The 22,372-nt window shown below is 68.9% G+C and carries 22 protein-coding genes, 2 tRNA genes and 1 pseudogene; 16 read left to right on the top strand and 9 right to left on the bottom strand.

The window, feature by feature from the left end:
- Positions 1–4: 4 nt before the first annotated feature.
- The 5 genes from ISP_RS36665 to ISP_RS36645 are packed head-to-tail and all read left to right on the top strand — an operon-like array spanning position 5 to position 4,098.
- Complete coding sequence (locus ISP_RS36665) at positions 5–199, top strand: hypothetical protein (RefSeq protein ID WP_013228856.1); 195 nt, start codon at positions 5–7, stop codon at positions 197–199.
- Positions 199–570: a hypothetical protein gene (locus ISP_RS36660; RefSeq protein WP_013228855.1), complete on the top strand. Its 372-nt coding sequence runs from the start codon at positions 199–201 to the stop codon at positions 568–570. Before ISP_RS36665 ends, ISP_RS36660 begins: the two co-directional genes overlap by 1 nt.
- A complete protein-coding gene (locus tag ISP_RS36655; RefSeq protein ID WP_013228854.1) occupies positions 567–989 on the top strand; it encodes a hypothetical protein in 423 nt (140 codons plus the stop codon). Before ISP_RS36660 ends, ISP_RS36655 begins: the two co-directional genes overlap by 4 nt.
- The gene (locus ISP_RS36650; protein ID WP_013228853.1) at positions 986–1,390 is read left to right on the top strand and encodes a hypothetical protein; all 405 of its coding nucleotides are present in this window, start codon (positions 986–988) and stop codon (positions 1,388–1,390) included. The genes ISP_RS36655 and ISP_RS36650 overlap by 4 nt, the downstream gene beginning before the upstream one ends.
- A 14-nt stretch (positions 1,391–1,404) precedes the next feature.
- Positions 1,405–4,098 (top strand): BTAD domain-containing putative transcriptional regulator, encoded by a 2,694-nt coding sequence (locus ISP_RS36645; RefSeq protein ID WP_013228852.1) that lies wholly within the window; start codon positions 1,405–1,407, stop codon positions 4,096–4,098.
- Positions 4,099–4,116: 18 nt separating this feature from the next.
- Here ISP_RS36645 and ISP_RS36640 read toward each other — a convergent pair whose 3' ends face one another.
- Entirely contained in the window at positions 4,117–4,347 is a 231-nt protein-coding gene (locus tag ISP_RS36640) for a hypothetical protein (protein ID WP_200881092.1), read from the bottom strand.
- A gap of 262 nt (positions 4,348–4,609) precedes the next feature.
- Between ISP_RS36640 and ISP_RS36635 the strand changes: the two genes are divergently transcribed.
- The 4 genes and pseudogenes from ISP_RS36635 to ISP_RS48415 form a co-directional block, all read left to right on the top strand.
- Entirely contained in the window at positions 4,610–5,071 is a 462-nt protein-coding gene (locus ISP_RS36635) for a DNA methyltransferase (RefSeq protein WP_326938646.1), read from the top strand.
- Positions 5,068–5,874: a DNA-methyltransferase gene (locus ISP_RS36630; protein WP_013228850.1), complete on the top strand. Its 807-nt coding sequence runs from the start codon at positions 5,068–5,070 to the stop codon at positions 5,872–5,874. Before ISP_RS36635 ends, ISP_RS36630 begins: the two co-directional genes overlap by 4 nt.
- Entirely contained in the window at positions 5,871–6,089 is a 219-nt protein-coding gene (locus tag ISP_RS36625) for a helix-turn-helix domain-containing protein (RefSeq protein WP_013228849.1), read from the top strand. Before ISP_RS36630 ends, ISP_RS36625 begins: the two co-directional genes overlap by 4 nt.
- A gap of 102 nt (positions 6,090–6,191) precedes the next feature.
- A pseudogene (locus ISP_RS48415) lies at positions 6,192–7,514 on the top strand (tyrosine-type recombinase/integrase); the annotation flags it as partial.
- Positions 7,515–7,762: 248 nt separating this feature from the next.
- Here ISP_RS48415 and ISP_RS36615 read toward each other — a convergent pair.
- Positions 7,763–7,835 (bottom strand) — tRNA-Lys (locus ISP_RS36615).
- Positions 7,836–8,000: 165 nt separating this feature from the next.
- On the opposite strand from ISP_RS36615, the gene ISP_RS36610 reads away from it, so the two are divergent.
- The gene (locus ISP_RS36610) at positions 8,001–9,206 is read left to right on the top strand and encodes a L,D-transpeptidase (protein ID WP_187324685.1); all 1,206 of its coding nucleotides are present in this window, start codon (positions 8,001–8,003) and stop codon (positions 9,204–9,206) included.
- Here ISP_RS36610 and proP read toward each other — a convergent pair.
- The 3 genes from proP to orn all read right to left on the bottom strand — a co-directional run bounded on the left by proP (position 9,203) and on the right by orn (position 11,605).
- On the bottom strand, positions 9,203–10,609 hold the full coding sequence (gene proP / locus ISP_RS36605) for a glycine betaine/L-proline transporter ProP (RefSeq protein WP_071831685.1): 1,407 nt from the start codon (positions 10,607–10,609) through the stop codon (positions 9,203–9,205). The genes ISP_RS36610 and proP overlap by 4 nt on opposite strands.
- A 234-nt stretch (positions 10,610–10,843) precedes the next feature.
- Positions 10,844–10,919 (bottom strand) — tRNA-His (locus ISP_RS36600).
- A 77-nt stretch (positions 10,920–10,996) separates the two neighbouring features.
- Positions 10,997–11,605 (bottom strand): oligoribonuclease, encoded by a 609-nt coding sequence (gene orn, locus ISP_RS36595; protein ID WP_071831683.1) that lies wholly within the window; start codon positions 11,603–11,605, stop codon positions 10,997–10,999.
- Between the two features lie 113 nt (positions 11,606–11,718).
- Here orn and ISP_RS36590 point away from each other — a divergent pair, with 113 nt between their 5' ends.
- Both ISP_RS36590 and ISP_RS36585 read left to right on the top strand, forming a co-directional pair.
- The gene (locus tag ISP_RS36590) at positions 11,719–13,245 is read left to right on the top strand and encodes a helicase HerA-like domain-containing protein (RefSeq protein WP_013228844.1); all 1,527 of its coding nucleotides are present in this window, start codon (positions 11,719–11,721) and stop codon (positions 13,243–13,245) included.
- A 69-nt stretch (positions 13,246–13,314) separates the two neighbouring features.
- The gene (locus ISP_RS36585; RefSeq protein ID WP_013228843.1) at positions 13,315–13,689 is read left to right on the top strand and encodes a DUF3224 domain-containing protein; all 375 of its coding nucleotides are present in this window, start codon (positions 13,315–13,317) and stop codon (positions 13,687–13,689) included.
- A gap of 115 nt (positions 13,690–13,804) precedes the next feature.
- Here the strand turns inward: ISP_RS36585 and ISP_RS36580 are convergent, their stop codons facing one another.
- Together ISP_RS36580 and ISP_RS36575 are read right to left on the bottom strand one after the other, a co-directional pair.
- Entirely contained in the window at positions 13,805–14,824 is a 1,020-nt protein-coding gene (locus ISP_RS36580; RefSeq protein ID WP_013228842.1) for a S1C family serine protease, read from the bottom strand.
- 98 nt (positions 14,825–14,922) lie between these two features.
- A complete protein-coding gene (locus tag ISP_RS36575; protein ID WP_013228841.1) occupies positions 14,923–16,245 on the bottom strand; it encodes a M20 family metallopeptidase in 1,323 nt (440 codons plus the stop codon).
- Positions 16,246–16,514: 269 nt separating this feature from the next.
- On the opposite strand from ISP_RS36575, the gene ISP_RS36570 reads away from it, so the two are divergent.
- The gene (locus ISP_RS36570; RefSeq protein WP_013228840.1) at positions 16,515–17,420 is read left to right on the top strand and encodes a DNA-3-methyladenine glycosylase family protein; all 906 of its coding nucleotides are present in this window, start codon (positions 16,515–16,517) and stop codon (positions 17,418–17,420) included.
- A 342-nt stretch (positions 17,421–17,762) separates the two neighbouring features.
- Here the strand turns inward: ISP_RS36570 and ISP_RS36565 are convergent, their stop codons facing one another.
- On the bottom strand, positions 17,763–18,911 hold the full coding sequence (locus tag ISP_RS36565; RefSeq protein ID WP_013228839.1) for an IS701 family transposase: 1,149 nt from the start codon (positions 18,909–18,911) through the stop codon (positions 17,763–17,765).
- 182 nt (positions 18,912–19,093) lie between these two features.
- Here ISP_RS36565 and ISP_RS36560 point away from each other — a divergent pair, with 182 nt between their 5' ends.
- The 3 genes from ISP_RS36560 to ISP_RS36550 all read left to right on the top strand — a co-directional run bounded on the left by ISP_RS36560 (position 19,094) and on the right by ISP_RS36550 (position 22,047).
- Positions 19,094–19,879, top strand: coding sequence for a M50 family metallopeptidase (locus ISP_RS36560; protein WP_013228838.1), 786 nt, complete (start codon positions 19,094–19,096; stop codon positions 19,877–19,879).
- Positions 19,880–20,418: 539 nt separating this feature from the next.
- Positions 20,419–21,651, top strand: a complete 1,233-nt coding sequence (locus ISP_RS36555; protein ID WP_013228837.1) for an aldehyde dehydrogenase family protein — start codon at positions 20,419–20,421, stop codon at positions 21,649–21,651.
- Positions 21,652–21,657: 6 nt separating this feature from the next.
- Positions 21,658–22,047, top strand: a complete 390-nt coding sequence (locus ISP_RS36550) for a hypothetical protein (RefSeq protein WP_013228836.1) — start codon at positions 21,658–21,660, stop codon at positions 22,045–22,047.
- A 7-nt stretch (positions 22,048–22,054) separates the two neighbouring features.
- On the opposite strand, the gene ISP_RS36545 is transcribed toward ISP_RS36550, so the two are convergent.
- A complete protein-coding gene (locus ISP_RS36545; protein ID WP_013228835.1) occupies positions 22,055–22,306 on the bottom strand; it encodes a hypothetical protein in 252 nt (83 codons plus the stop codon).
- Positions 22,307–22,372 lie beyond the last annotated feature (66 nt).

The raw sequence follows: 22,372 nt of genomic DNA, 5'->3' as shown, positions 1-22,372 counted from the left end.
GATCATGCTCGGCAAGATCACCGTCTGGTGGCTCTACCTGCAGACGCGCCTGAGCCAGTTCGCCGACGAAGGTGAACGCGGCGATGAGAACATCACCAAGGCCTTCTACGCCGCGCTCGGGATTACCGTGGCGACGCTGATCGGCGCCGGGATCACGGCCTTCGTCAACGGCAAGCTCCCGCTGATCGGCGGCCACTGATGCTGACCGGGGAACGCGGCGACGACAACGTCGCCGCGGCCATCATCTTCAGCGCCATCCTGCTGGTCGCCTGGGCGATCCTGCAGGTCGCCGTAGTCCTGCTGGGCCGCGGCGTGGCGCTCGAAGCCGCACGCGACGGCGTCCGCGTGGCGCGGCTCCCGCCGGTGGACACCGCGGCCGCCGCCTCGGCCGCGGCCGGCTACGTCACCCGGGCCACAGGCTCCTGGCTGCATGATGTCGCCGCACACGCCGAGACCGACGGCCGCAACGTCACCGTGACGGTCACCGGAGAAGCCGTGTCGCTGGTGCCCTTCGCGCAGTTCTCGATCAGTCAGACCTCGTCCGGCCCGATCGAGGAGCTGCGCCCATGAAACCGGGATCGGAGCGGGGCGACATCACGATCGAGGCGGTAGTCGGTGTGGTCGCGCTGTTTCTGATCTTCGGGCTCGGCCTAGTCGGCCTGCGTCTGCTCGTGGCCGACGCGGCCATCGACGACGCCGCCCGCTCCGCGGCCCGCGCAGCGTCGATCGCCCGAGACGGCCACACCGCCGCGATCACCGCCGACCGTCGCGCCCGCGCGGTGCTCGCCGAGCAGCAGCTGGCGTGCAGCAGCCTGGACGTCAACGTGGACGCCCGCGACTTCGCCAAGTCGCTCGGCGAGACCGGATACGTCATCGCGACCGTGACCTGCGTCGTGCCCCTTGCCGACCTCGTCCCGGGGATCGGCGGGTCGAAGACGCTTCGGTCGGCGTTCCGATCGCCGATCGACCGGTTCGGAGCCCGGTCATGAGGTCGGTGCGCGGGGAACGCGGCTCGGCCTCCGTGCTCGTCGTGGGCTTGAGCCTTGCCGTGCTCATCGGGGTGGGGTTCGCCGTGGACGGGAGCCGCAAGGGCTTGGCCTACTCCGAGGCGACCTCCATCGCCGAGGAGGCCGCACGCGCTGGGGACCAAGCGCTCCGCGTCCCCGCGCTCGCCGCAGGGACGGACGCTGACGTCGTGCCCGACCTTGCCGCTGCCGAGGCTCGCCGTTACGTCGTGTCGGCCGGCGCGACGGGGACAGTGCAGGTGGACAACGGCCGCATCGTCGTCGACACCACCATCGTGCGGCAGACCGTCTTCCTCGGCGTCATCGGCATCGGGGAGTTCACGGTTCACGGCCACGGTGTCGCGGTCCTGGTCTCCGCCGGCTAGTGAAGGAGTCTGCGATGCGATCTACGGCCTTCCTGCGAAGCGTCACTGCGGCATTCACGCTCGTCGCGGTCGTCGTCGGACCACCCGCTGCGCTGTGGCAGTTCCGGTCCGCCTACCTGCCCGGCCACGTCCCCAACCCGGGGGAATTCGTCGAGATGCTGACCAGCCCCGACGACGGCGGAGTTTTCCTGGTCTTGCTCGTCGGCGCCGGGCTCGTCGCCTGGCTGCAACTGCTTGTGGCAATCACCGTCGAGGTCGTAGCTTGGCTGAGCGGAGCGACGGTGCCGCGGCTGCCTGGATTCGGCTGGGCGCAGCGAATCGCCGCCGGAGTCCTGCTTCTTCTCCTCAGCGGCACCGCAGCCGCGGAGGCCGCCGAACCCGCACCGGCCACCCTCGTTGCGTCCGTGTTGAGTGCGGGGAATCCACCGTCGACCGACGCTTCAGGACGCCCCGTTCACGTGGTTGCTCCGGGCGAGAGCCTCACGCGGATCGCCGAGACCGAACTCGGCAACAAGAACCGGTATCAGGAGCTGTTCGACCTGAACCACGGTGTTCGCCAACCGAGCGGTGGCGCACTACGGGACGCGAACCTGCTCAAACCCGGCTGGATTCTCGCCCTCCCGCAGGATGAATCCACGGACTGCGAAGAGGTGGTGGTCCGCCCCGGCCAGACCCTCTCGCAGATCGCCCGAGATCGCCTCGGCGATCCACGGCGCTACCGGGAGATCTTCGACCGCAGCCGCGGCCGCGCGCAACCTTCCGGACGTCCGCTGACCGACCCCGATCGACTCCAGCCAGGAGATGTCCTCCTGGTACCGGTGAAGGTACCCCCGCCCAGCGGAGGCGGCGGAGCCTCGGCTGCGGCACCAGCCAGCTGCGCACCCTCACCGCCAGCGCCGCCTGAGCAGCCGCCGCCTGTGGCGCCGCGGCCCATCAGCCCTACGACGCCCCGGCCGCAACAGCAGCAGGTCGCCGGCCCGGTTGATACCAGCCTGCCGGTCGGCGCCGTTGCCGCCGGAATCGGAGCAGTACTCGCCGCCGGCCTGCTTGCCTTGCTGGCCGCCCGGCGGCGACGGACCGGTCGCCCGGCTCGGCCGTTCCCACGCGAACGAGAATTCGAGAGCACGCTGCGGGAGACAGCGGAACCAGTCTCGGTCGAGAGCCTCGACCGTGCCCTGCGCACCTTGGCGCACAACGCCCACGACCGGGGCGTCGGCTTTCCCCCGCTGATCTCGATCAGGCTCGGCGCCAAGGCCGTTCGGCTTCGCCTGGCCGAGCCCACCGCGGATGTCGCGCCTTTCCGCTTGAGTTCAGCCGCGGAATGGCGCCTCGACCCGGACGCCGTCCTCGACGACCAGGGCATGGCAACGCCGTATCCCACGCTGGTGTCGCTCGGCCACAGCGCCACCGGCGAACTCGTGCTGATCAACCTCGCCCAAATCGGTGTGATCGCCCTGCGCGGCGCGGCGGACGATATCGAGGCGGTCCTTCTCGCGATGGCCTGGGACCTCGTAGCCGCCCCATGGGCTGAGCAGACGACCATCACGCTCATCGGCGTCGGACAGAGCACAGCGACGCTCAATCCCGCCCGAGCCCGGTTTGCGCAGACCTGGGCGGACGCGCTCGAGGAAGACTTCAGCGACGGGCGCACACACTTGCTCCTGGCCGCGCAGTCCCTGGACTCTGACCAGCTCCGACGTCTCAACGAACTCGAGCACGCGGGAATCGCGGCTGTTGTCACCGCGCTCGCTGACGACGTCGACCTGCCCGGATCCTGGCTCCTCGACGTCACCGCAGAGCGGACGTTCGTCGAGCCACTACAGGACGACATCGCACTGCAGCGGCTGACGCCAGGCCAGGTTCACCAGCTCGTGACAGCCTTGGGTGATGTAAGGGAGCAAGTTGGCGACCCTGAGCCGGCTCCGACGCCTGGCAACCCAGAACCGCCAGTGCGGAACCGCAGCGGCGTCCCGGCGATCCGGCTACTCGGCCCGGTCAGCGTCCAGGGCGTCGATCCGGCGCAGGTCGAGGCCAAGAAACTCAACCGGCTCACCGAACTGGCCGCTTACCTCACCCTCCACCCCGGGGTCACCGCCGACGAGATCTCGCACCGCCTCGGCACCAATATCCACCCCTGGTCGGCGGCGACCAGACAGGGCTACATCTCGCGCTTGCGGACCTGGCTGGGAACCGACGCCGACGGCGAGCTGTACCTGCCCAACGTCGACGCGCGCTACGGCGGCTACCGGATGTCCAACTCGTTCGGCTGCGACTGGCACCAGTTTCAAACCCTGGCCAACAACGGCCTCCGCAACCTTCCGGGCGGTCCGCTCGACGACCTGCAGGCCGCCCTCGACCTCGTCGCAGGTATGCCCTTCGGCAACGTCCCGCCGGGCCGGTATGCCTGGAATTCGTGGATCCAGCGCGAGATGATCGATGCCGTCGTCGACGTCGCCCACACCCTCGCGGACGCCCACCAGAAAGCCGGAGACCTGCCGGCCGCTCGTCGTGCGGTTCTCCGCGGTCTGCTGGCCGAGCCCATCAGCGAGGTCCTCTACCGAGACTTGCTCCGCATCGAGTACCGAGCGGGGAACGTCGCCGCGGTCCGTGAGAGCGCGGACAAGCTCGCCGATCTCGCCGCGGCTCTCGACATCGAACTCGACGACGAGACCACCCGTCTCGTGAGCGGGTTGCTGCACGACCGGTGAACGCCCAATGCGCCCCGCTCAATGAGGGTCGGGCGGGTTCCGGTTCCAGTGCCGGTCGGCGAAGTCGTCGCGGTTGTCCGCACCTTTCCACTGCTGCTTGGGCAAGTCACCTCGAAAGTTGCATCCCGGGCAAACATCCTCGCCCTGGATATGGCCTTCGTACCAAGCGTGGACGGCCGCATGCGTCACGGCTACCCGGACGTTTGCTTCGCCCGACTCATACGCCGCCACGGCGCCTTCGATGATCATGCCCAGAACTGGTGAGTCTGGAGCAGGGAAGGGCGGCGAGGGGAACCTTTCAGCTTCCATGGCTGTCCAGCGTACTGGGAGCCGGCAGCGAGACCACTCCGATCAGGTCTCGTTGCGCGCGTTGCCGAGGTATCAAACCGAAGAGTGATCGCCGTGTCTCCTGTGGTCGACGGTTCCGGAGGTCGCATTGCCTGCAATCAGCTGTGCTTCAACCTCTTCCCGCGTTCTCATCGATCTGCCGGAGAATTCAGTCGATTGTGTTGTGACTCGGGACTTCCCGTGTTCCATCGAGACGGTCGGGCGTGCTTCCGCAGCGCTACGCCGAATTTTGTGTCCGACCGGAGTGGCCTGGCTCATCGTTGACGCACACAAGGCATCCGACTTGTGCTGGCGTGTTGCTTTTGCGCTGCAGGAGGACGGCTGGCTCCTGCGCAACGCGTTGATCGTCGAGCAGGTGCCGGAGACTGCCAGCTACGAGACGGTGTTCCTGTTCGCCAGGACTACTCGCTACTACTTCGATCTCGACGCCATCGGAACCACGACCAGAAAGAACCCTGGCGATGTCTGGCCGGCACAGGATGTCCTCGAGAAGTGCATTGCCGCCGGATGTCCCCACGAAGGCGTTGTGGCGGACCCGTTCGGCTGGTCGGCAGATGTCGGCGCTGCTGCTCGCCGCGTTGGTCGTCACTACGTCGAGCTCCGACCGCAGAGGTCGGCGGCGTGAAGACCTACTACGACGATGGCCAAGTCGTGTTCCATATCGGGAACGCCGCGGGTATCGTCGCGGAGTTGCCTGAGTCCTCGGTCGACTGCGTCGTGACGTCACCACCGTATTGGGGATTGCGCGACTACCGGGTTGCCGAGCAGCTGGGCGGGGAACGCACTGTGGACGAGTACGTCGCTCGGCTCGCCGCGGTCTTCGATGAACTTGTTCACGTGCTGGCTCCACAAGGGACGGTGTGGCTGAATCTCGGGGACAGCTACGGCGGTTCGTGGGGTCACTATGTCGCAGCGGGATCGACGGCGCGGACCGCGGCGGAGCGGTCGCGGACCCCGTACGGAACGCATCGACCGCCGCAGGCTTCGCATCGGGCGAAGGATCTCGTCGGGGTGCCGTGGCGGGTCACGCATGCCCTCCAGGAGCGCGGCTGGATTTTGGAGCGCGAGATCATCTGGCACAAGCCGAACGCACGGCCCGAGAGCGTCCGAGACCGGTTCGCGCGCCGGTACGAGAACATCTTCGTCCTGACCCGAGACCGCCGAGACCCGTGCGAGACCAGCGAGACCGCCGTGTGGAGCATCTCGTCGGACCGCGGCCGGGTCGGGCATCCGGCGAAGGGAACTCTCGAGGTGGCCCGCCGTTGTGTCCGGCTCGGGTGCCGGCCAGGCGGGACCGTTCTCGATCCGTTCTCCGGCAGCGGGACCACCGGGATCGCCGCGCGAGAGCACCGCTGCCGGTTCATCGGGATCGACCTCAATCCGGACTGTCACGCGCTCGCGTTGCAGCGGCTGGGGTTGGACACATGACAGCTGAGCTGGGGCAAGCGATGACGCTCGCGGAGGTGGCCGCGTTGCCGGCGGTCGTGGACCTGATGACGGCCGCGCGGGCGTTGGGTATCCGGCGCACGACGGCGTATGCGTTGGCTCGCGGTGGCTCTTTCCCTTGCCCGGTGTTCCGGGTCGGCGCGGCGTATCGCGTGCCGACGTCGGGGGTGTTGCGGTTGCTGGGTTTGACCACCTGATCCGGTGATCTTTCCCGGGCTCGGGCTTCCCCGAGTGGTGGTCGCAGCGCGAGTATCGGGCTGCGAGAAAGCCCTTGGTGGGTGCTTGACGAGTGAGGGGAGATGACTTCGGTGACCGATGGCTCGGTGTACCGGCGGTGTTCGTGCCGGGACGAGAACAAGAAGTCGCTCGGTGATGCGTGTCCGAAGCTGGCGAACAAGCGGCACGGGCAGTGGTACTTCCGGATCGAGCTGCCGAAGGACGTGCAGGGCAACCGCCGGCCGCGGCGTCGCGGCGGCTACGAGAGCGCGACCGAGGCCGAGAAGGGCTTGCAGCGGGTGCGAGACCTGCTCGGGATCGCCGAAGAGGGCGACACCGAGACATCGCGGAAGATCGGAGACTTGCTGGCGGGACTGATCTCGCAGAAGGAGCCGCTGCCCGAGACCGAGACGGTGCGTCGTCTCGTCCGGGCGGGGTCGGCGGTGCTGGAGCAGCCGTTGATGGGCGTGGTGTTCGACGAGTTCCTGGCGCGGAAGAAGCGGAACGTCAGCCGGAATATGTACCGCTCTTACGAGTCGCACGTCCGGCTCTACCTGCGCCCGCACCTGGCCAAGGTCCGGCGCGACCGGCTACGCGTGGGGCACCTGGATGCGATGTTCGAGGCGATCGTGGAGCGCAACGAGCAGATCGCCGAATACCGGGCCAGCGGCGACCCGCGGAAGATCGAGGCGGTGAAGTGGCAGCGGCCGGTCGGGCCGACGTCGCTGCACCGCATCAAGGAGACACTGCGGGCGATCCTGCGACCAGCGGTGGACCAGGGCCTGCTGACCCACAACGTCGCGAAGCTGGTCGAGTTGCCGTCGGCGGTGCGGCCGAAGCCGAAGCTGTGGACCCCGGAACGCATCGCAAAGTGGCGCCGGACCGGCGAGGTGCCTTACCCGGTGATGGTGTGGACCGGGGACCTCACAGGGGCGTTCCTGGACTTCGTAGTGAACCACCGGTTGTACGCGCTGTTCCACCTGATCGCCCACACCGGCCTGCGGCGGGGCGAGGGCTGTGGCCAGCGGCGCTCAGACACCTACCTCGACGCGGCATCGCTGGAGGTGGCGAACCAGATCGTGCAGTACGGCTGGGAGACCGGTCAGAGCAAGCCCAAGACCCCCTCCTCGGAGGGCATCGTCGCCCTCGACCCGAACACCGTGCTCGTCCTCCGCGCCCACCTGGCCCGCCAGGACGAGACCAAGGCCCGCCTCGGCGACGACTGGGTCGAGAACGACTTGCTCTTCACCGAGCCCGACGGCAATCCGCTGCATCCCGCGGACGTGGCTGACGAGTTCGCCCGGCTGATCAAGCTGGCCGGCTTGCCCCCGATCACCCTGCACGGGCTCCGCCACGGGGCCGCCACTCTGGCCCTCGGGGCTGGTGTGGACATGAAGGTGATCCAGCACATGCTCCGGCACTCGTCGATCAAGGTGACGATGGACCTGTACACGAACGTCGCCGAAGAAGTGGCTGCGGACGCGGCGCGGAAGCTGGCCGGGGCGATCCCGCGGAAGGCTCTGCACCCGGCGTGCGCTCTCGGGCTCCCCTCGGGCTCGCAGGAGACCACAATGGACAGTGAGGAAGTGGACGAAGTGATTCCGGATAACACAAAACCCCAGGTTGAAGAGATCTTCAACCTGGGGAGTGAGTGTGCGCCATCAGGGACTCGAACCCCGAACCCGCTGGTTAAGAGCCAGCTGCTCTGCCAATTGAGCTAATGGCGCCGGTGTCTGCCGGAGGCTTCCCTCGGCGACGTGGAAAAGATTAGCACCCGCTGCGAGGCCTGTTTCAGGGGGGTCCCCCAACCCGGGTCCGGCATCGCCGCCCCGGTGTCGAGGCTGGTCGGGCACACTGGAGCCGGACATCGACGGCCAAACGGGCGGGTGGGCATGCGGGGTGTGACGGTGCGGTTGCTGGTGGCCGCCGGGGTGATCGGCCTCACTGTGGCAGGGTGCAGCAGTAGCCCTTCGGGTGAACCTCCGCGGGAGACCGCTTCCGCGAGCAGTAGCAGGAGCACCAGCAGTGCTCCCAAACCCGCCCCGAAGCCCGCCGTGCTCACCGTCACGCCCGCCAAGGATGCGAAGGACGTTGCGCCCGGGGAGCCGGTGAGCGTCACCGTCGCGGACGGGAAGGCCGGGGACGTCAAGCTGACCGGGGCCGATGGCAAGGTCGTCGCCGGCAAGGCGCGGGCCGACGGCTCCGGGTGGGACTCCGCCGAGCCGCTCGGCTACGGCAAGACCTACCGGCTGACCGCGACCGCCACCGGCTCCGACGGCAAGGCGGTCACGTCGGAGTCGACCTTCAGCACCGTCAAGCCCGCCCGGCAGCTCGGCGTCTCGGTGAACCTCGACGAGGGGGAGACCGTCGGGGTCGGGATGCCGCTGATCTTCACCTTCACCGGCAACGTTACCGACAAGGCCGCGGCCGAGAAGGCGCTGAAGGTCTCCGCGGAGCCGGCCACCGAGGGCGCCTTCCGCTGGTCTGGCGACAAGCAGGTCACCTGGCGGCCGAAGGACTACTGGAAGAGCGGTACCAAGATCAAGGTCGACGCCGCCGTCTACGGCAAGCCGCTCGGCAGCGGCAGCTACGGCCGGGAGGACAAGGCCGCCAGTGTCACCGTCGGCGACAAGCTCGTCGCCGTCGCCGACGGCGGGACCCACCAGATGACGGTCACGGTCAACGACAAGGAGGTCAAGACCATGCCGACCTCCATGGGCAAGCCCGGCCACAACACGCCGGCCGGCACCTACACCGTCATGAGCGAGCACACCGGCTACACGATGAACTCCGCCACCTACGGCGTGCCCGAAGACGCGCCGGGCGGCTACAGCACCTTCGTCCAGTACGCGGTCCGCCTGTCCTACAGCGGCATCTTCTACCACTCCGCGCCGTGGTCGGTGCGGCAGCAGGGCCACAGCAACGTCAGCCACGGCTGCCTGAACCTGTCCACCGAGAACGCGAAGTGGCTGATGGACACGTCCAAGAAGGGTGACGTCGTCACGGTGCAGAACAGCGGCGGCCCGAAGCTCGAGCCGACCGACGGCTGGAGCGTCTGGCAGCTGTCCTGGGACGAGTGGCGGACAGCGGCGAACTAGCCCGAGTCGCGGACCAGCTCGCGTGCCTCGGCCTCGGTCGACACCGCGGGACCCGAACCCCACAGCGGCTTGTTCGCCGTCTCGCGGCTGAAGTACACCGCGACGGCGCCGATCGCGCCCGCCGCCATCAGGTACCAGGCCGGCCAGAAGTCGTGGCCGGTGGCGGAGATCAGCGACTGCATCACCAGCGGGGTCGTGCCGCCGAAGAGCGACACCGAGATGTTGAACGCGATGGACAGCGCTCCGTACCGGATGGCCGTCGGGAAGAGCGCGGGCAGCGCCGCGGGCATCGACACCTCGAAGCAGAGCAGCAGCAGGCCGAGCCCCATCAGCCCGAGGAAGGTGAGGAGGAGGCCGCCGTCGTGCACGAGCAGCATCAGCGGCCAGGACAGCACGAGGAACCCGAGGCAACCGGCCATCATCACGGGCTTGCGGCCGACGTGGTCGGTGATCCGCCCGCCGACCATGATGATGAGCATCATCACGACCATGACGACGATGATCAGCAGCAGCCCGTGGGTGGCGTCGAGGTGCAGCTGCTCGGACAGGTACGTCGGCATGTACGACAGCAGCATGTAGTCGGTGACGTTGAAGACGAGCACCAGGCCGACGCACACCAGCAGCGCGGGCCAGTACTCGGTGAACATCTTCCAGAACGGTTCCCCGGACTTCCCCCGCTTCTCGGCCTCCTCGGCGTGCTTCTGGAAAGCGGGCGTCTCCTCCAGCTTGAGCCGCATGTAGAGCCCGATGATCCCGAGCGGCCCGGCGACCAGGAACGGAACGCGCCAGCCCCAGTCGAGCAACGTCTCGTGCGGTACCCACGCCTTCATCCCGGTGACGACGGACGCTCCCAGCACATACCCGGACAACGTCCCGAACTCGAGCCACGACCCCATGAACCCCCGCCGCTTGTCGGGCGAGTACTCGGCGATGAAGGTGGTGGCGCCCCCGTACTCCCCACCGGTGGAGAAGCCCTGAACCATCCGCGCGACGACAAGCAGAATGGGCGACCAGACCCCGATGGAGCTGTACGACGGAATCAACCCGATACAGAGCGTCCCGATGGCCATCATGATCATGGTGACGGCGAGCACCTTCTGCCGCCCGATCCGATCCCCGAGCGGCCCGAACACCAGCCCGCCGAGAGGTCGCATGAGGAAGGCGGCGGTGAAGGCCCCAAAGGTCCCGATCAGCCGAACCCCAGGAGACACGGTCGGGGGAAAGAACACCTCGGCAATGGTGTCGGCAATGTAGGCATAGACCCCGAAGTCGAACCACTCCATGGCATTGCCCAGGGCAGCAGCCCCCACAGCTCGCTTCAGCAGAGACTGATCAACAACGGTGATGTCCTCATACCGAAGCTGCTTCTTCCGACCCCTGACCTTCCCACCTGAACGTTCCACACCTCAACGGTGCATCCCCACCGGCAACCCCGCACGCTGAGCCATCCAGTCGTGAGCGTTACCACGAACGGCCCAACCCCCAACCTCCCAACCCGCCCCCGGCAGCGCAAAGCAACCACACGGATGGGGGTCCGGGGGCGCGCCCCCGGCGGGGGTGTGGGGGTTCGACCCCCACAAAAAGGCGAAACCCCAGTTTGGGGGAGGGCCCGCCAGGGCCCGACCAAACCAGGGTGATGGGGTGAGCGACGGGTTTCGAACCCGCGACCTCCTGGACCACAACCAGGTGCTCTACCAGCTGAGCTACGCCCACCATCGCCGAGGGGATCCGCTTGCGATCACCTCGCTGGCAGTAATCGTAGCGGGTGCCCTCGACCGCTTTTCAGGGGGTCACCTTTGGTGCTGTTCCTGCACTTCAGCGGCGGCGGCCTTGGCTTCTTCGCTGGTGGGGCCGGGTTGGGGGACGAAGGCGACGCGCCGGTAGTAGTCGAGTTCGCCGATGGATTCGCGGATGTCGGCGAGGGCGCGGTGGGCGAGGCCCTTCTCGGGCTTGGCGTAGTAGATGCGCGGGTACCAGCGGCGGACGAGTTCCTTGACGGAGGAGACGTCGACCATGCGGTAGTGCAGGTGGGCGTCGAGGGCCGGCATGTCGCGGGCGATGAAGCCGCGGTCGGTGGCGATGGAGTTGCCGGCGAGGGGCGCGGTGCCCGGTTCGGGGACGTGCTCGCGGATGTAGTCGAGGACGCGGCGTTCGGCTTCTTCGAGGGTCACCGTGGAGCGGCGGACTTCTTCGGTGAGGCCGGAGTGGGCGTGCATCTCGCGGACGATTTCGGGCATCCCGGCGAGTTTTTCCTCGTCGGCGTGGATGACGATGTCGACTCCGTCGCCGAGCACGTTCAGTTCTGCGTCGGTGACGAGGGCGGCGATTTCGATCAACGCTTCTTTGCCGAGGTCGAGCCCCGTCATTTCGCAGTCGATCCAGACTAGGCGGTCGGTCACCTCGTGACCCTAACCCGACACGGGGATAGGAAGGGCGTTACCTGCGCGTACGGCGCGTTACGCTCGCCAAGCCGGGTTCGGTGTGGTGCAGGACACAGATCGAGGAGCGGGCAGTGGCCGAGCAGGAGTCGCCGGCGAGTGAGATCGCCGCTGGTTATGCGAGTGAGGGCGCCGCGCTGGAGCTGGGTGCGGTGGTGATCGACGGGCAGGTGGACGCGGCGGCGGCGGTGCGCCTGCCGTTGGCGACGTTGAACCGGCACGGGCTGGTCGCCGGCGCGACCGGCACGGGCAAGACCAAGACGTTGCAGCTGATCGCGGAGCAGCTGTCGGCGGCCGGCGTGCCAGTGGTGCTCGCGGACGTGAAGGGCGATCTGTCCGGGCTGGCCGCGGCGGGCGAGGCGAACGACAAGGTCGCGAAGCGCTCGCAGGAGCTGGGTGACGACTGGGCCGGCACGGCGTTCCCGGTGCAGTTCCTGTCGCTGGGCACCGGCGGCAAGGGGTCGCCGATCCGGGCGACGATCACCAGCTTCGGGCCGGTGCTGCTGGCGAAGGTGCTCGGGCTGAACGAGACGCAGGAATCGACGCTCGGGCTGATCTTCCACTGGGCCGACCAGCGCGGCCTGGCCCTGCTGGACACGAAGGACCTTCGGTCGGTGATCACGCACCTGACCAGCGACGAGGGCAAGGAGGACCTCAAGGGCATCGGCGGGGTCTCGGCCGCGACGGCCGGGGTGATCCTGCGTGCGCTGTCCAACCTCGAAGCGCAGGGTGGCGAGGACTTCTTCGGCGAGCCCGAGCTGGACGTGCACGACCTCATGCGCCAGACCGGCGGGAAGGGTGTCGTGACGCTGCTCGAACTCGACAACCTCCAGGCGAAGCCCGCGTTGTTCTCGACGTTCCTGATGTGGCTGCTGGCCGAGCTGTTCGAGGAGCTGCCCGAGGAGGGCGATCTCGACCAGCCGAAGCTCGTCTTCTTCTTCGACGAAGCCCACCTGCTGTTCGCCGACGCGTCGAAGGCGTTCCTCGATCGCATCGAGCAGACCGTGAAGCTGATCCGGTCGAAGGGCGTCGGCGTGTTCCTCTGCACGCAGCTGCCCACGGACGTCCCGAACGCCGTGCTCTCGCAGCTCGGCGCGCGGATCCAGCACGCGCTGCGGGCGTTCACCCCGGATGACCAGGCGGCGCTGGCCAAGACGGTGAAGACGTACCCGAAGACGAAGTTCTACGAGCTCGACACGGCGTTGACGTCGCTGGGCATCGGCGAGGCCGTCGTCACGGTGCTGTCGGAACGGGGTGCGCCGACTCCGGTGGCGTGGACGCGGCTGCGAGCGCCCCGGTCGAAGATGGGCTCGATCGGCGACGAAGCCGTCGCCGCGGCCGTCACGTCGTCCGACCTGCACGCGAAGTACGCCGAGACGATCGACCGGGAGTCGGCTTACGAAAAGCTGGCCGCGAAGGTCGCCGCCGCTCCCGCTCCCGAAGCTGCTCCCGAGGCGCCGGCGCCGTCGCCCGAGAAGGACGAGCCGGGGCTGCTCGCGTCCGCCATGAAGAACCCGGCCGTGAAGTCGTTCATGCGGTCCGCGGCGAGCGCGCTGGGCCGGGAGATCACGCGCGGGCTGTTCGGCAACCGGAGGCGCTGACGAATACCTGACGTTCCCTGTCAGGTTTCGCTGCCAAGGTGGTGCCACACCGAAGAGAGGGAACCAGCCATGACCAGCACCGCCACCGCGTCGTTCACCGTCGACCAGTGGGAGCCGCAGGCGACCGACGAGTTCGGAGGCAACGAGCTCGCCCGGGTGGCGATCGCCAAGACGTTCACCGGGGCGGTCGAGGGGACCAGCAAGGTCGAACTCCTGACGGCGACCAACGCGACGTCACGCGCGTACGTCGGTTTCGAGCGGCTCGAGGTCTCGGTCGACGGCCGCAAGGGCAGCTTCGTCCTGCACCACACGGCCGACGAGTCCGGGATGACCCTGAAGATCCTCACCGGCTCCGGGGCGGGCGAGCTGACCGGGATCTCCGGGACGGCGAACATCGAGATCGACGGGGAAGACCACCACCTGACCCTCAGCTATACGCTCTGAGCAGCACAAAGGCCGTTTCGAGAGCCCCCGATTGACTCTCGAAACGGCCTTCGCGGTGATCTCCCGCTCCCCGAAGCGGGGGGACGGACCGCCCCGACCACGGCCCGTCCGCGTCCTAGTTGCTCACGATCTGGTCGACGATCTTCTTGGCGTCGTTGATCGGGATGGCGAAGCCGATGCCGACGCTGCCCGCCGAGCCGTTGGCCGAGGCCGAAGGGCTGTACAGCGCCGAGTTGATGCCGATCACGTTGCCTTGGGCGTCGACCAGCGCGCCGCCGGAGTTGCCCTGGTTGATCGCGGCGTCGGTCTGGATCGCGGTGTAGCTGGGCGAGTCGCTGCTCTGGTTCGACGTGCGGCTGAACGGCGAGCGCTGCTGCTCGCCCTGCCCGATGTCGGACAGGTTCCGGTTCAGCGCGCTGACGATGCCGGTGGTGACGGTGTTCTGCAGGCCGCCCGGCGAGCCGATCGCCACCACTTCCTGGCCGACGGCGAGCTTGCTCGAGTCACCCAGGCTCGCCGCGGTGAGACCACTGGCGTTCTTCGCCTGGACCACGGCGATGTCCGCCTTGGTGTCCGCACCGACCACGCTGGCCTGGTACTTCTTGCCGTCGGACGTGGTGATGACGACGTTCTGGGCGCCGTCGACGACGTGCGCGTTCGTCAGGATGCGGCCGTCCGAAGTGAGGATGACGCCCGAGCCGATGGCCTCGCCCTGGCCGGTCGTGACGTTGATCTGGACGACGCTCGGCGTGACCTTCGCCGCGACGGCGCTGACGTCGCCGGAGGTCGAGTTCGCGACCGTCTGCCCGTTCGCGGCCGGCGTGCTGATCGACGTCGTCGCGCCGTCGGCCGAAGTCGTCGTGAGGCCGACGATCGCCGCGCCGCCGACGCCGCCGACCAGCGCGGCGCCGAGCGCGGTCGCGCTGACGATCATCGCGACCCGGCCGCCCTTGCGCGGCTTGGTCTTCAGCGCCGTGGGCGCCTGGGCGTCCGGCTGCTGCGGGGTGAAGAGCGGATTCGGCGCGGCCTGCTGCTGGTGGCCGTACTGCGCGTACGGCCCGTACTGCTGAGTGCTCTGGTGCGGCTGGTGCCCACCGGTTGAGGCGGGGCCGGGCCGACTCTCGTTCTCGGTCATGTCCCCAGATTCGCGCCCGCGCTTGTGAGCAACCTGTGGAAATACCTCAGGCTTTGCTGAGAAGAATCAGCTGAGAAAACTCAGGAAATCCTCAGGCCTCAGGCGAAGAACGTCGGGACGTCCAGGGCACCTCCCGCCGCCTCGAACTCGTCGTGCACCGCCTGCCGCAGCTCGGCGTCGCCCAGGTAGTCGGCGGCGGTCAGAGCCAGGCCGAGCGCGCCGTCGCGGACACCCGCGTCGCCCGTCTCCGAGCTCGCCGCAGCCGCGAATTCCTTGGTGTGCAACGCAACTGTCGGCCGCGAGATGGCCAGCATGGGGTGCAGCGCGGGGACGCGATAGGAGAGGTTGCCCAGGTCCGTGGAGCCCGTGAGCGACTCCGGCACGATGCCCGGCGGGAGCGGCTTGCGTCCGGTGATCACCTGGTTGGCCGACCAGCGCCCGGCGAGCGCGGTGTTGAACCGGATCGGCAGGTAGGCGGCCTGGGCATCCCAGATGAGCTCGACGCCGCAGCCGGTCATCGCCGCGGCGCCTTCGGCGATCGACGTCATGCGGGCGGCCAGGTCGCGCAGGGTCTCCGGGCTTTGGGACCGGAGGTAGAACAGCAGCGCGGCGCGGGCCGGGATGACGTTGGGCCGGGCGCCGCCGTCGGTGAACACCCCGTGGACGCGGTCGCTCTGCGGAAGCTGCTGGCGCAGTGCCGAGACGCCTTGGTACGCGGCGACGGCGGCGTCCAGCGCGTTGCGGCCCATGAACGGCTGGGCGCTCGCGTGCGCGCCGACGCCGTGGAAGACCATCTCCAGCTGACGGCGGCCGAGGAACGGGTGCAGCGCGATGTCGTGGCTGAACGGATGCAGCATGATCACCGCGTCGACGTCGTCGAACACGCCGGCGCGGGCGAGGATCTCCTTGCCGCCTCCGCCTTCCTCGGCAGGTGTGCCGATCAGGCTGACGCGGCCGCCGAGCCGCTCGGCGACGGTCGCGGCGCCGAGGAAGCCGCCCGCGGCGGTGGTGCAGATGACGTTGTGGCCGCAGGCGTGGCCGAGCCCGGGCAGCGCGTCGTACTCGGCGAGAACGGCGATGTGCGGCCCATCTCGTGGTGGTGTGCTGACGCGCAGCGCGGTGTCGAGCCCGCCGACGCCGATCGTGGCTTCGTGGCCGTGCCGGTGCAGGAGCTCGGCCAGGGCCCCGACGGACCGGTGTTCGGCGAACCCCTCCTCGGGATGGGCGTGCAGATCTTGGCTCAACGCCACCAGATCGGGTGAGCTGCGCTCGACCGCGGCGGTCACTTCGGCTCGCGTCGCCTCGTCCGCGCCGGTGTGTGGCGAGGACAGCGGTTCGGCGGCCGCGACGGCGTCGGCGGTGGCCTCGACCAGGGAACGCAGGTAGCTGTCGTCGGGCGGGACGGGTTCGGCGTGGGTCATGGGGCGATGCTAACCGCCACCTCCGACAATTCTCGGCGCTCTGCCGAGCTCGCCCGCGGCGATCTGCGTGATGCCGGCTCGCCGCGGCAAACGACGTCCACTGTGGACCAAGGCAGCGGGGTCGGCGCGCCCAGCAGGTCGAGGTAGCCATCCCGGGCCTTGCCTGCCACTCGATCGAGTGAACAAATTCGGGATCAGGCGTTCGACGCCCGGAATTGTCGGTGCCCCTCCCTAACGTCGCAGGCAAGGTTCCGATCCGAGGAGGAGAGATGACGACGATTTCCCGACCGTGCGCCGAGCTCGCGGTACAGGGCGAGTTCGACCTGGCCGCGGCGGCTCGCTTCCTGACCGGCTTCGCCCCGGCGGGCCAGCCGGACTCCGAACCGGGCGCGCTGCGGGTGGCGTTCGCGCTCGACGGCGAATGGACGCCGGTGGGAGCGGTGCTGCGGCAGAGATCGCCCGGCGAGGTCACGGTGGAGGTCCACGGGCCGCCCGAGCACACCGACGCCGTGGTGGCACAGGCGCGGCGGATGTGTTCGCTGGACGTCGACGGCACGGCGTTCCCGGAGGCCGGCGCCCGTGATCCGGTGGTTTCGCTGCTGCAGGGGTTGCATCCGGGCCTGCGTCCGGTCTTGTTCGCGTCGCCGTACGAGGCGGCGTGCTGGGCCGTGCTGAGCCACCGGATCTGGATGACGCAGGCGGTCCGGCTGCGCCGTCGCTTGACCGAGCGCTACGGCACCGAGGTCGACGTGGGCGGGAGCAGGCTGCGGGCGTTCCCGGCGCCGGCCGCGCTGGCGAAGATGGAGTATCAGCCGGGGCTGCCGGGCCCGAAGATCCCGCGCCTGCGAGCCATCGCCGAGGCGGCGGCCGACGGAATGCTGGACGCGGCGGCGTTGCGGGCGATGCCGGCGGAGGAGGCGCTGAAGCGGTTGCAACTGCTGCCGGGCGTCGGCCGGTTCAGCGCGGAGCTGATCCTGATCCGCGGCGCCGGCCACCCGGACGTCTTCCCCCGCAGCGAAACCCGCCTCCACGAGATCATGCGCGACGCGTACCACCTCCCGGACGCGGGCGTCGCGGAGCTGGCGGAGATCGCGGAAGCCTGGGCGCCGTTCCGCAGCTGGGTGTCGTTCCTGTTCCGGGTCGAGGGCGAGGCCCGGATGCGGGAGTCGCGATGACCTGACCTGGGAGACGGCCCGCCGGCGGTCGCCGGGTGAAGCTGCTCGCCGAGCTCGGATCCGGCTCGGCGTGGCGGCACGCCTCGGCGCGCGTTCTTGCAGCTCGCGTTCGGACGACAGAAAGGAGAGCGCCACGACTCAATATACTACAGGGCTAGATCTCTAGCATCTGCAGTCGGAGGCGTCGTCTGACGTGGTGTCTTCGCGCGTCTGCCTGGTGTTCGCGGCGCCAGGCAGACCAGCGAAGGCCGTGGTCGATGGCTTGATCATCTTTGTCGGCGAGGTTGAACAAGCGCCGGATCTCGGCGACGGTGAGCGCGATCAGGCGGCGGGTTCGTGTCGTCAGGGTGTCCGTTCTGCCCACCGGTGGAGTTTCTCTTTTTTTGCTTTGTGTCTCATGACCGCGAGGAATGCCATGGCGAGCATCGACAGGGTGATGTGCCGGTACCAGGCGTGATAGAGGCGGACTTGGTAGTTGTCGAGCCCGGCATCGGTTTTGGCTGCTTCGAAACACTCCTCGATCGGCCACCGGGAACCGATGACGCGGACAAGTTCCGTCAGCGATTCTCCGTGTGGGTTGTAGCAGTGAAAGTAGGCGAGTTCACCGTCTGCGATGTTCCGCCGGAAGACGTACTGGTGACCGTCGCCGGCATCCACCAGTGCCCAGTCATAGGTCCGGAAGCCTTTGGCGCCGATCCCACAGGCACGACGGGACCAATCGTGCGGTTTCAGCCGGGATGCGACATGTTTGACCAGTGTCGGCAGAGTGGCAGCCGAGGAGATGCCGCCAGTATTGGTATCGGTGTTCTTCGGCACGGCCATCGCATAGGCGATTCCTTCGTCTTCCAGATATGAGCGCAGCCCCGGATTTTGGCCGAATTCCTCGTCCGCGGCGAACCAGGCGAACGGCACCCCGGCCGCCACTGCCCGCTCGATCATGTCCTGAACCTGCTTGGGGCGGGTCGCGAACGTCACCTTCCCGGGCACATGCGCCTCGGCTCGGCGGTCGGGATCGGCGCACCACGACTCATTGGGCAGGTACAGTTCCCGATCAATGAGTACCCGATCACCGGCAGTATTGGCATAGGCCAGGAACACGCCGATCTGACAGTTGTCTATCCGCCCCAACGTGCCCGAATACTGACGCTGGACACCGGCCGACTTGTCCCCTTTCTTGGCGAACCCGGTCGGGTCGGCAATCAACACTGCACGCGGGTCAGCGAAATGCTCCATCGCATACGCGCGCACCAGATCCCGCGCCTCGTCGGCATCCCACGGCGACAGATTCAACAGTCGCTGAAGCGCCTTCGGCTCAGGGTTCCCGGAATACTCGGCGATCGTCCAACCATTCTTCCGTTCCAGCGGGGCGATCAATCCGCGCACGTAATGCCGGGCATGCGCACGTGAATCCGTCCGATAGAACAGCCCGTCAAGCCGCGCACAGACATCCCGAAACTCCTGATCCCACGCGGCCAGATCCTCCCGGGTCACACCGCCCGCGCCATCAGACCGTCCGACAGAAGGAATAGTCACCGTCAAATAGTCGCACAACCGGCGACCGACATCGCCAACCGACACGCAAGATCTAGCCCTGTAGTAAATACCGGAAGCCGCGAAGCGGCGAGCGGTGGGGACTCACGGTAGCCAGATATCGCCTGTGGTGAGGTGTCCGGGTGAGCTCGCCCGTTCATTTCGCGCTCGGTGGTCCGGCCGGTGACGCCCTGTCAGCTTTCCGCGCGGCTGCCGCCACGGACACTTCGCCGGCCGGTTCGCTGCTCGAGCAGGCCCAGACCCCCGCGGTGATCACCCTGATCGCGGGCGGCGTGGCGCTGCTGGTGGTGCTGGTCGGCGGAACGGCGTGGCGGCGGGCGCGGAACGTCGTGACGATGGTGCACGAGGCCGGGCACGCGCTGGCCGCGGTGCTGGTCGGACGGCGCCTGCAGGGCATCAAGCTGCATTCGGACACCTCGGGCGTCACCGTCTCGCGCGGCAAGCCCGAGGGGCCGGGCATGGCGTTCACGGCGATGGCCGGATACCTGGCGCCGTCGGTCCTGGGGCTGGTGTTCGCCAGCCTGCTGGGCGCCGACCTGGTCGGCACGGTGCTGGTCCTGATCGCGCTGCTGCTGCTCGGCGTGCTGGTGATGGTGCGCAACGCCTACGGGGTGTTCACGGTCGTCGCCAGCGCGGCGGTGCTGGCGCTGATCGCGTTCGTGGCGCCGGTCGAGCTGCAGGCCCCGTTCAGCTACCTGGTGACGTGGTTCTTGCTGTTCGGAGGCGTGCGGCCGGTGGCCGAGCTCCAGATCAAGCGACGCCGGGGCCAAGCCCGCGACTCGGACGCGGACCAGCTGGGCCGCCTCACGGCGGTCCCGCCGGTGCTGTGGGTATTGGTCTTCGCGGTGGCAACGATCAGCTGCTTGATCGCCGGTGCCCTGTGGCTCTTGGAGCCAGTGGCCAAGTAGCGCCGGCAGCCGCGGTCCCCGGCCCCGGTGCTCGACGCATCGGGCCCGCGACCCGGACTCGCCCCACTGGGCGACGGGAGCTGCCCGCTCTACGCGCTGCTGCTCACGGGCCCGCGCGGGTTCCTGGCATGACCTACCCGCGTGGAGCGGCCCGGCAGCTGCGGCCCGAGTCGGCGGTTCGCTCGCCAGCCGGTCGCGGTCCTTGCGAGGTGCTGCTGCGGCGTTGGAGCATCTCGCCGGTCGGTCGAGGGCCGCTTGTCGCGGTCGCCGCGCGGACGGTCGACCAGCCGCGCTGGTCGTGACGTGCCGTTGCGGTGTTCTGGCCTGCGGCCGGTCGGTCGCGGGCCTGTCGCGGTCGCCGCGCGCGGGCGGTCGGTGCGGTGCGCGGCGCCTGCGCCCGGTCGGCGCTCCGTCGCGGCCGCAGCCGGCGGCCGCGCCACCCGGCGCAAGCCTGCGCCTCGGTCACCGGCAGTGGAGCCCGTGGCCGGTCACCGGGGTGCATGCGGCAAACTGGTGGTCCGCGCGGAGGGAGACGAACGATGGACGAGGTCGCCAAGGCCGTCGAGGAATGCGCACGGGCGGCGAAGCTGGCCGCGCCGTCGCTGGCTGCCGCGAGCGCCCAAGCCGTCGATGCCGCTCTGTCCGGGATGGCCGAGCGGCTGCTCGCGCACCGTGACGAGATCCTCGAAGCGAACCGCGCCGATGTCGAGCGCGCCAAGGCCGACGGGATGAGCGCCGGCCTGCTCGACCGGCTCACCATCACCCCGGAGCGGCTCACCGGCATGGCCGAACAGCTTCGGCTGCTCGCCGGCGCCCCGCACCAGGAGCGCTCCGTCGACGTGTCCACCCTGGACGGCGGCCTGCGGCTGGTCGAACGGCGACGGCCGGTCGGTGTCATCGGAGCGAACTACGAGGCGCGGCCGAACGTCACCGTCGACGTGGCCTCTCAGCTCGTCAAGTCGCGCAACGCCGGCGTGCTGCGGACCGGCTCGGCCGCGCTCGGCTCCGCCCAGCGGCTGCGTGAGGTCGTCATCGCGCCGGCGCTCGCGGAAGCGGGCATCGACGCCGACTGCGTCCAGCTCGTTCCGCGCGTGGAACGGGAGGCGGCGTCCGCTCTTGTGCGGCTGCCCGGCCTCGTGCCGCTGGTGATCCTGCGTGGCAGCGGGGACAGCACCCGGGCCCTCGCCACCGAGGCGGCCGTCCACGGCGTGCGCACCCTCGCCCACGCCGATGGCGGTGGCGTCCTGTACGTCGACCGCGGGGCGGATGTCACCAAGGCGCGCGACCTCGTCTACGCCAGCCTCGACCGGCTGGGCGTCTGCAACCGGCTGAACCTGCTGCTCATCCACGAAGACATCCACGACGACGCCTGGCCCGCGATCTCGGACGCGCTCGCCGAGCGCGGCGTCACGCCTTCGCTGGCCCCGCACGAGCACCCCATCGGCTACGAGTGGGCACTGGACTCCGACCGGGAAGCCACCGTCACGGTCGCCAAGGTCGGCTCGCTCACGGACGCGGTCGAGATCGCCAACGAGCGCACCTCCGGCCTGGCCGCGGGCATCACCACCGAAGACGAGTCGGCCGCCGACGCCTTCTTCGACGGCTACACCGGCACGGGCGTCTTCTGGAACGCCCCGACCCGCCTCCTCGACGGCTTCAAGCTCCTCGCCGTCCCGGAAACCGGCATCAACCTCGACAAGGTCCCCGGCCCGCGGGGCCCGGTGACGTACACGGACCTCTACGTCCGCCAGTACGCCGTCCTGCCCGCCTGAACCGGGATGCTGCTGCCGGTCGCCGTGGCGGACATCCGTCGGGTCGAGCTCGTTCGCGTCGGGAATTCCCGCGAATGGGATGAATGGGACGCCGTTCCGGGGGAGACGCTCGGCTCGGTGGTGGGCGCGGACGCGGCGGCCATCGCCGGGCTCGTCGCCGGCCTCCCGGACGGCGAATCGATGCGGTGCTTCAGCCCCGCGTACGCACTGAAGGCGCATGGGGCGGAGGGCGTCCTCGTCGAGATCGCCTTCTGCTTCCGCTGCCACAACGCGCTCGTCGTCGTCCCGGGTGGGGGCCGCCCCGGCCTCGTCGCGTTCGAGCCGGATTCGCCGGCCGGGCGGGCACTGCTCGCCCGGTTCAAGGCCGTGGACCGGACGACGCCCACCCCGGCATGAGGCCCGGTCAGCGCGTCGGCGGCGCGCCGGTGAGCTTGCGAAGCTCCTTGACCGTGTCCGCGGCGTTGGTGACCAGCTCGGTCAGCTCGCCGGCGTCGCCGGAATACCGGTAGATCGCCGTCGGCCCGTCGCTGATCGCGATCGCCGCGACCAGGCGGCCTTCGGGGTCACGGGTGAGCCCGGTCGTCACCGACACCTCCCGGCCGACGGTGTCGACCGTGGTGAGCGTCCGCTCCTTGTACCAGCCTCGCGTGGTCATGTTCCGCAGCTCCGGGGGATGGGCACGACAGGGGGATACGTCGTAGGACGCCGGGACCGCCCCGGG

This window comes from Amycolatopsis mediterranei (assembly GCF_026017845.1).
Lineage (GTDB): Bacteria > Actinomycetota > Actinomycetes > Mycobacteriales > Pseudonocardiaceae > Amycolatopsis > Amycolatopsis mediterranei.
This window is presented reverse-complemented; position numbering and strand designations above follow the sequence as displayed.